6 protein-coding genes are annotated in these 8143 nt (G+C 39.7%); 4 read left to right on the forward strand and 2 right to left on the reverse strand.

The genetic code is table 11. From position 1 onward, the window contains the following. Window positions 1-71: 71 nt before the first annotated feature. Window positions 72-1175 (reverse strand): S-methyl-5-thioribose-1-phosphate isomerase, encoded by a 1104-nt coding sequence (gene mtnA / locus RMZ43_RS22350; RefSeq protein ID WP_322646968.1) that lies wholly within the window; start codon window positions 1173-1175, stop codon window positions 72-74. Between the two features lie 324 nt (window positions 1176-1499). Here mtnA and RMZ43_RS22355 point away from each other — a divergent pair, with 324 nt between their 5' ends. From RMZ43_RS22355 to RMZ43_RS22370, 4 genes are all read left to right on the forward strand, one after another. Then, window positions 1500-2507, forward strand: a complete 1008-nt coding sequence (locus RMZ43_RS22355) for a DUF2235 domain-containing protein (protein WP_322646967.1) — start codon at window positions 1500-1502, stop codon at window positions 2505-2507. Between the two features lie 83 nt (window positions 2508-2590). Beyond that, the gene (locus RMZ43_RS22360; protein WP_322655767.1) at window positions 2591-4222 is read left to right on the forward strand and encodes a peroxidase family protein; all 1632 of its coding nucleotides are present in this window, start codon (window positions 2591-2593) and stop codon (window positions 4220-4222) included. A 57-nt stretch (window positions 4223-4279) separates the two neighbouring features. Continuing rightward, the gene (locus RMZ43_RS22365) at window positions 4280-5461 is read left to right on the forward strand and encodes a catalase (RefSeq protein ID WP_322655768.1); all 1182 of its coding nucleotides are present in this window, start codon (window positions 4280-4282) and stop codon (window positions 5459-5461) included. Window positions 5462-5674: 213 nt separating this feature from the next. Continuing rightward, a complete protein-coding gene (locus RMZ43_RS22370) occupies window positions 5675-6196 on the forward strand; it encodes a GNAT family N-acetyltransferase (protein ID WP_322655769.1) in 522 nt (173 codons plus the stop codon). Window positions 6197-6554: 358 nt separating this feature from the next. Here the strand turns inward: RMZ43_RS22370 and RMZ43_RS22375 are convergent. Then, window positions 6555-8143: calcium-binding protein (locus RMZ43_RS22375; RefSeq protein WP_428850917.1), on the reverse strand; the 1589-nt coding region annotated here is incomplete at its 5' end.

The following is an 8143-nucleotide window of genomic DNA, read 5'->3' on the forward strand; positions in this document are numbered from 1 at the left end:
TAGTCGAATTACCCCACCCTAACCCTCCCCGTATGTATTGGGGAGGGAACTGGATTTCTTGTTTCCCCCCTTTACAAGGGGGGATTAAGGGGGGTAATTTTTGTTTTTTGATAACACGCCCTAGTAGAGACGGGTGATTTTGCTAATTTATCAGGTGCGATCGCTCCATTCTCTGTAATGATGGCTGTAATCAACTCAGCCGGAGTCACATCAAAAGCTGGGTTATAAAAATCTACACCCGCAGGTGTGAGAATCGTATCACCAACTTGATAAATTTCTGTTGGTTCGCGTTCTTCAATAGGAATTTGGCTGCCATCGGCTAATTCAAAATCAACAGTAGAAAGGGGTGCAGCGACAAAGAAAGGGATATTATGTGCTTTAGCTGCGATCGCCACACTATATGTACCAATTTTATTGGCAGTGTCACCATTAGCAGCAATGCGATCGGCACCCACAACTACAGCATGAATCAAACCCTGTTTCATACAATGGGCTGCCATATTATCAGTAATTAATGTTACTGGAATACCTTCTTGCACACATTCCCAAGTGGTGAGTTTTGCGCCTTGCAAACGAGGACGGGTTTCATCGGCAAATAAACGTTCTAAACGTCCTTCCCTCCATGCAGAACGTACAACACCCAATGCTGTGCCATACCCAGCAGTAGCTAATGCCCCAGCGTTGCAGTGAGTAAGCAGCCTTAGCTTTCCTGGGGTAGCGGGTAACACTGCCAAACCATTGTCGCCGATCGCTTGACAGGTTTGTAAATCTTCAGCGTTGATTGCTTGGGCTGTTTGGAAAAGAGTTTGCTTAATTTCTTCTACTGTTCCCAGTGTTTCGTAGGCGGCTTTCAGCATCCGGCTAATTGCCCAAAATAAATTTACCGCCGTTGGACGAGTAGAGCGCAACAACTCGGCTACTTTATCTAAGTGTTGCAAAAATTCGTGGCGATCGCTTGTTTTAATTTCCCTAGCACCAAGATACATTCCATACCCAGCAGCCACGCCAATTGCAGGCGCACCTCGCACAATCATGGTTTTAATCGCCCGCGCCATATCTTCACTACGGTGAATTTCTACAAATGTATATTCGTTTGGTAAGCGAGTTTGGTCAATTAGTGACACTGAGTCATTGTGCCAAATAACGGGATAAACCTGGTTTGCAGAAGGTGTCATAGAAAAAGGTCTTTAGTAAAGGGTCAATATTTTTTACTTTAATGCAATTAGATGATTTCATTTTAAAAAACAAAATTCAATTAATTATTTTTTAGCTATTGATGATTTTGCTGTACGGATGGTTACTTAATAATTATTTACTTAATTTTTTGCTTAACTGTTCTTGCATTCTCATTAGAAAAGTGGGAAGACATTTCGCTAAATAATTTATAAAATATAAATATTTATGAGTTAATATATAAAGCGTCTTTTGTCCTAACTAAATGGCGAATTTACATTTTGATAAAAGTTTAAGAAATTACTTAAGGGTTTTGAAATAGAATTATGAAACGTCTTATTATTTGCTGTGATGGAACTTGGCAACAGTTAACCAGTCGTTATCCAAGCAATGTGGTAAAGCTAGCTCAATCTGTGAAATCGATTGCCAGGGACGGGGTTACACAAATCGTTTTTTATGACCAGGGCATTGGAACCGAGGGTCAAAAGATTTTAGGCGGAGCTACCGGACTAGGAATCGATAGAAATATAGAATATTGCTACCGATTTCTTAGTCTCAATTATGTTTTTGGTGACGAAATCTATTTGTTTGGCTTCAGTCGTGGTGCTTACACAGTTAGAAGTTTAGCTGGCATGATCTATTGCTCTGGTCTTCTAGATCGCCCCCATGTTACTAAAGCACATGAAGCCTACGAGCTTTACCGTAACCGGGATATTAAACCCAAGGATAAAGCAGCAGTAGAATACCGTCAAGCTTATGGCGATCGCGTCCCTATCACCTTACTCGGTTGCTTTGACACAGTTGGGGCCCTTGGTATTCCTGGGATACCAGCCTTTAGTGGGTTAAGCAAACAGCTTAATATGCGCTACAGATTCCATGACACTACTTTAAACAAATGTGTTCAGAATGCATTGCACGCGATGGCGATTGATGAAATCCGTGAAATCTTTGATGTCACTCCCATGAAAAAGCATCCTGAGGCTGAAAATCAGAAGGTGATTCAAAAGTGGTTCCCAGGCGTACACGGTTGCGTTGGTGGTGGAACGGAAGAATATAGTGGGTTATCAGATGCTGCCTTACAGTGGATGATTGATTCCACCGGTGAACTAGGATTAGGGCTTGACTTAGATCCAAATGTGATTCCGACAGGCATCAACCCTAATTATGAATGTGACTTTAAGAACGATGTTGGATTCTTTAAATTGGCAGGAGTCAAGTTTCGTGAGGTCAGCGATGTCATTGAAGACCTTCATGAAAGTGCGATCTACCGTTTGAAAAGTCGCAAGGACTATCGACCAAAAAACTTACAAAAGATTATTTCCAAACTGAAATAAGTTGAATTAATTTGGGTAATTGCACCAGATAAATTTAGGATGCATTGAATACAGAGTTGCATAATAAAATAAGGTAAAAAATTATGGGTGGAAAAAGAGATACATCTAAAGATGGCTTAGGTAACAAAATTCAAACATACGTTTTAACAAACTTTAAACCGATTTGGCAACTTTTACAAAGTAACAAAACTATAAAACGTAAAGTTAATAAAACTTTAATTAACAGCCTCATCTATAAAATTCCAACTCGTCCTAATCCCTACAGTATGATGAGTCTAGATGAGCATATTCCTGATACTGAAATTCCTAAAAAACCTGATACTTATACTTCGTGGGAATCACTCAACGATCGCACTTATACAGGACGACATCTACCACCCGATCCCAAGTTAAACGCTGAGGGTAACTTACCAAAAGTTGAAGACTTAGCTATCTTATTCCGTAAAAGAGATGATAAAACCATCTATTCTCCCAAATCAACTATGCTGTTTCCCTATTGGGTGCAGTGGTTTACTGATAGTTTTCTCCGCCTCGATCACTATAATAAATTAAAAAATACTTCCAATCATGAGATTGATTTGTGTAATGTTTATGGCTTAACCAGAAAACAAACACATCTTTTAAGAGCTTTTCAAGGAGGTAAATTAAAAACTCAGAAACTCAAACGCCAAGATGGTGTAGAAGAAGAATATCCGTTGTTTTATTATGCTGATGCAGCACAGGGTAGAGTTAAGCCGGAATTTGACGGCCTTTATGAACCCATCAATGATGAAAAAAGACAGCCCGTAGATAAAAAACAATATATGTTTGCGATGGGAGTAGAACGAGCAAATGTGCAAATTGGCTATGTCATGCTCAATACTCTATGTCTCCGGGAACATAATCGACTTTGTGATGAATTAGCAAAAAATTACCCAAGTTGGGATGATGAACGCCTCTTCCAAACATCGAGAAATATTCTCATGGCGATTATTCTCAAAATTATTATGGAAGAGTACATTAACCACATAACTCCTTATCACTTTAAGTTGTTTGCTGATCCTGAAGCTTTTACTAAAGAAAGCTGGCATCGTCCCAATTATATGGCAATTGAGTTTGACTTTGTTTATCGCTGGCATAGTGCGATTCCAGAAACTTTTACCTATAACGGTAAACCAACTCATATTGCTACATCACTTTGGAACAATAAGATGTTTATTGACCAGGGTTTAGGAGCATTGATGGAAGAAACTTGTTCTCAACCAGGTACAAAAATTGGTTTATTTAACACACCTGATATATTGGTTGAGTTAACAGAATTACCTTCAATTCGACTGGGACGCCAGTTGCAATTAGCAAGCTATAACGATTATCGCCAACTGTGTGGTTTCCCCAGAGTCACAAAGTTTGAGCAAATTACTGGCAATAAATTTGCTCAAAATAAACTCAAAGAATTATATGGTCATGTTGATAATATTGAGTTCTTTGTAGGACTTTACGCCGAGGATGGGCGGAAAAATTCAACTATTCCTTCCTTAGTAGCACGTTTAATTGGGATTGATGCTTTTTCTCAAGCACTAACTAATCCTTTATTATCACCCAATATCTTTAATGAAAAGACTTTCTCGCCTGTGGGTTGGAAAATTATTCAAAATACCAACACTGTCTCTGATTTAGTTAATCGCAACGTTCCTCCTTCAGGCAAAAAGTACAAAGTTAGTTTTGACCTTCACTAAAGATCGGCTTATAGTGCGATCGCACCCTAACTAATTGATTAATCCTATCTAAAAAAAATGAAACTATTTACCGAATATCCAGAAAAAGACGAAGCCAAATATTCTGCTCTCATGAGTGAACTAGTCAAAAAGAATATGGAAAATCTTTATGGAGGTAAGAAGAAAGAAACTGCGAAGAGAGATACCCACTCTAAAACCAACGCTGCTGTACAAGGAACTCTAGAAATCTTTGACTTTGATGAAGTAGCAATTAAACAGGAATTGAGCAAACGCACCTCATTAACTGAAGCTCAACTTCAAGCCATTTCTCTAAAACAAGGTTTATTTGCCAAACCCAAACAATATCCGGTTTGGCTACGATTTGCAAATGGAGCGTTTTCAGTAAAGAATGATTATGAAGGAGATACGCGCTCCATGGCCGTAAAGGTAATAGGAGTAGAAGGAGAACGACTACCGCAAAGTCACGAGTTAAAAACCCAAGATATTATTGTCCACAATACCGAATTCTTTTTTGTTAGAACCATCAAAGACTTCCACAGCTTTTTTGTAGCGGTTTATCGAGCAGGACTGTTTCCACTTTTTAAGCTATTGGTGCTTTTTTGGCTAAAGTTGCATCCCTACGAATCCACTCTTTTAAAAAACAGTTTCAAACGGTTTCCTAAGAGTTTGCTCACAGAACGCTATTGGAGTGCTTCAGCGTTTTCTTTGGGACTCAAATCTGATTTTGACCCATCCCAACCAGGTCGAGTTCCTGTGGAATATCCAGTTGTGATTAAATATGCATTTACTCCAGTTTCTAGTCAACCACCTCATCAACAACTTCCTCTCGAATCCAGACCAGAAAGTGAGCTTCAGCGTGCCAAAGCCTCCGGTTCAGAGGATAACTACTACCGAGATGATATCATTCAAGCTTTAGCAAAGCCTGATGCCGAATATTGTTGGGACTTTCAAATTCAATTTCAAACTAGCCCAGAAATGTCTATTGATGATACCACTATTGTTTGGAGCGAAAAGGAATCACCCTTCATTACAATTGGTCGCTTAACAGTTAAGCATCAGAAGGTTAATTCTGCTAAAGATAATGACTTTGGCGAAAATCTCAGTTTTTCTCCTGGGAATGGCCTAGCAGTACATCGTCCTGTCGGTGCGATCAATCGTTTACGCAGCATTGTTTATCCTATCGTTGCTAATGACCGTCATCAAAAACGAGGAGTCAAATACCAGGAACCAACTGTTTAATTTTTCAAGAGAATTATTAACTATAGTAGTCCTAAATCGTTTTTGTGACTTTGCGTGAGGCTAATTCATATTTTCAATCGGCAACGCCCGTTTTACTGGGTACTGGCAAGATTTATTCTTATATAAATCTTGACTCAAAATATTGTGTATTATTTGAAGTTAAGCAATGCCAAAACGCTGTGATTGCGACCACTACATGCGAATCCAGATAACATGAAAATCCGATTTTTGAACTCGCAAGATGTCGCCGCTTACCGCGAACTGCGTTTACAAGCGTTGAGTGAGTCACCAACGGCTTTTATTTCCAGTTTTGAGCAGGAGGCTTGTTTGTCTTTGACTGACTTTGCTGCCAAACTACACGCTCACGATAATTATAGTAGTGGTATTTTTGGTGCTTTCGATGACAGAGAACGAATAGCAGGAATGCTTGGTTTTTCGCGTGAGAGTCGTCCGAAACGCGCTCACATCGGTTTACTATGGAGTATGTATGTTTTGCCCGAATTCCGCCGTCAAGGTGTTGGAGCAGCGCTTCTCGATCGCGCATTATCCCATGCTCGACAACTTGGTGTGCTGCGACAGATTGTCCTCGGAGTAACTGCGAATAATTTAGCAGCATCCTCCCTTTATAAGTCACGCGGTTTCGAGCGTTTTGGTTTAGAGCGTGACGCTTTATTCATTGATGGCACATATTTTGATGAAGAGCATCTTGCATTACACTTCAACCACGATACCTAAATAGCAGCTTGGGCGTTAGGAAAAACTGAAGATTTAAGTGCAGCAAAACTATTAATTAAAGTATTGATGAGAATAAAAAAGTGAGACAGACCGCAAGATAAGCCCTTTTAAAAATAATTTTAAAGTTTTCAGTTACTATGATAGGTTCATATTTTGGTATTAGTTGGGATAGGTTTGAAAGAAAAGTCCGCTTTTAATTTTATTGCGATCGCTAAAGGAAGTTAAGGGACTTTCAGTACATAAATTATCCAACTTTGTGGGGTAGGCATCTTGCCCGCCTTTGGTTACTAAGCAGCTAAGATAACCACCTCACAATAAATAGTTGGATATTTTTTATTTTGACTTGGGCAAAGCGGCACTAGGCAATTAAACTGAAATTGCTACTACTGAGAGTAATATCAGGATTTCCTAAAGTGGCAAACTCAAACACACCTCCTGCACCCAAAATATTCCCATCCCGGTTATAGAATAACTTGTCACTACCTTGGCTAAAGACAATATGCGCCTTGCTAGCGTTGACGAATTGATCGTTAGTGACAACTGCAAAGTCAGTTAAAGCTTGTCCCACAGTATTAGTAATAGCATTAAAGGTGGTTTTACTCAGCACAATTTGGTCTTGTCCTGCTTCAAACTCGGTGATGTAATCAATACCTAAGCTTGTACTAAACACACCATTGCCTTGGAATACATATTTATCACTACCAACTCCTCCAGTCAAGATATCATCGCCCAGTCCTCCCCACAGAAAATCATTACCGATTCCACCTGTGAGAATATCATTACCATTACCTCCCTCAAGGGTGTCATTTCCTGCTAACCCTTGGAGTTGGTCATTTCCGCCACTGCCAATCAGGGTATTATTTAGTGTATTACCAGTGAGGCGATCGTTGCCTATGCCACCTGTTGCATTTATCGTCTGGCTATTACTAAGATTGATGTTGATAGAAGCAGAATCGTCATTAGTAATAGTTCCAGTTACAGCTCTTGTAGTGCCGATGGTGTAACGAGTGCTTGCTGCTAGAGTGATAGCAACGGTTTCATTACTTTCAAAAGTGGTGTCTGCTGTCGGGTTAATGGTTAGGGTTTTGGTACTACTTCCAGCTGCAAAGGTAATTGTTTTGGTGGTAGCTGTAAAGCTGGCTGCACCTGTTTGGGTGTAGTCCGTGTTTAAGGTAGCTGTGCCAGCAACGGTATAGTTCACGGTTAAGGCATTGGTAGTGCTGCCGGTGCGGGTGAAGGTGTAAACTAAGTTGGTGATGCCGTCTTCAGCAACACTAGGGGGATTTCCTACGGCTAGAGTGATCCTTGGGTTAGGATTCGTAATGTTGACTAACTGTAGGGAATAGTTCGAGTTGGCGTAGCTGTAGTATTGGGAAATTCCAACATAGTAATTCCCGGCTCCTAATGTTGTAGTAATTTGAGCATTCCGACCGTCACCAGCAATCTCAGAATTAAGTTCTTCTCTAGTATCAATCAATCCATTATTATTCTTGTCGTAATAGATTTTGGCATAGAGATAGTTTTGAGTGACTCCATTTAACAACAAAGTAATATCATTTGTGCTTGTCAGGGAGAATTTGTAGTAATCAATTGGGTCTACATTCCCGACAAATTCGGTGAAAGTTTGACTACCAGTCAGAGTGCCAATATTGTAAGCAGTGCTGAATGTATTCCCCGGATTTGAGGGAATGGAAGCAGGTGCAGATGTGGCTACTAATTGTAGGGAATATTTGGAGTTAACGTTATTGTAGTATTGGGAAATTCCAACATAGTAATTTCCGGCTCCTAATGTTGTAGTAATTTGAGCATTCCGACCATCACCAGCAATCTCAGAATTAAGTTCTTCTCCAGTATCAATCAATCCATTATTATTCTTGTCGTAATAGATTTTGGCATAGAGATAGTTTTGAATTACTCCACTCAACAACAAAGTAATATCATTTGTGC

It is taken from the genome of Nostoc sp. CmiVER01, from assembly GCF_034531135.2.
GTDB lineage: Bacteria > Cyanobacteriota > Cyanobacteriia > Cyanobacteriales > Nostocaceae > Nostoc.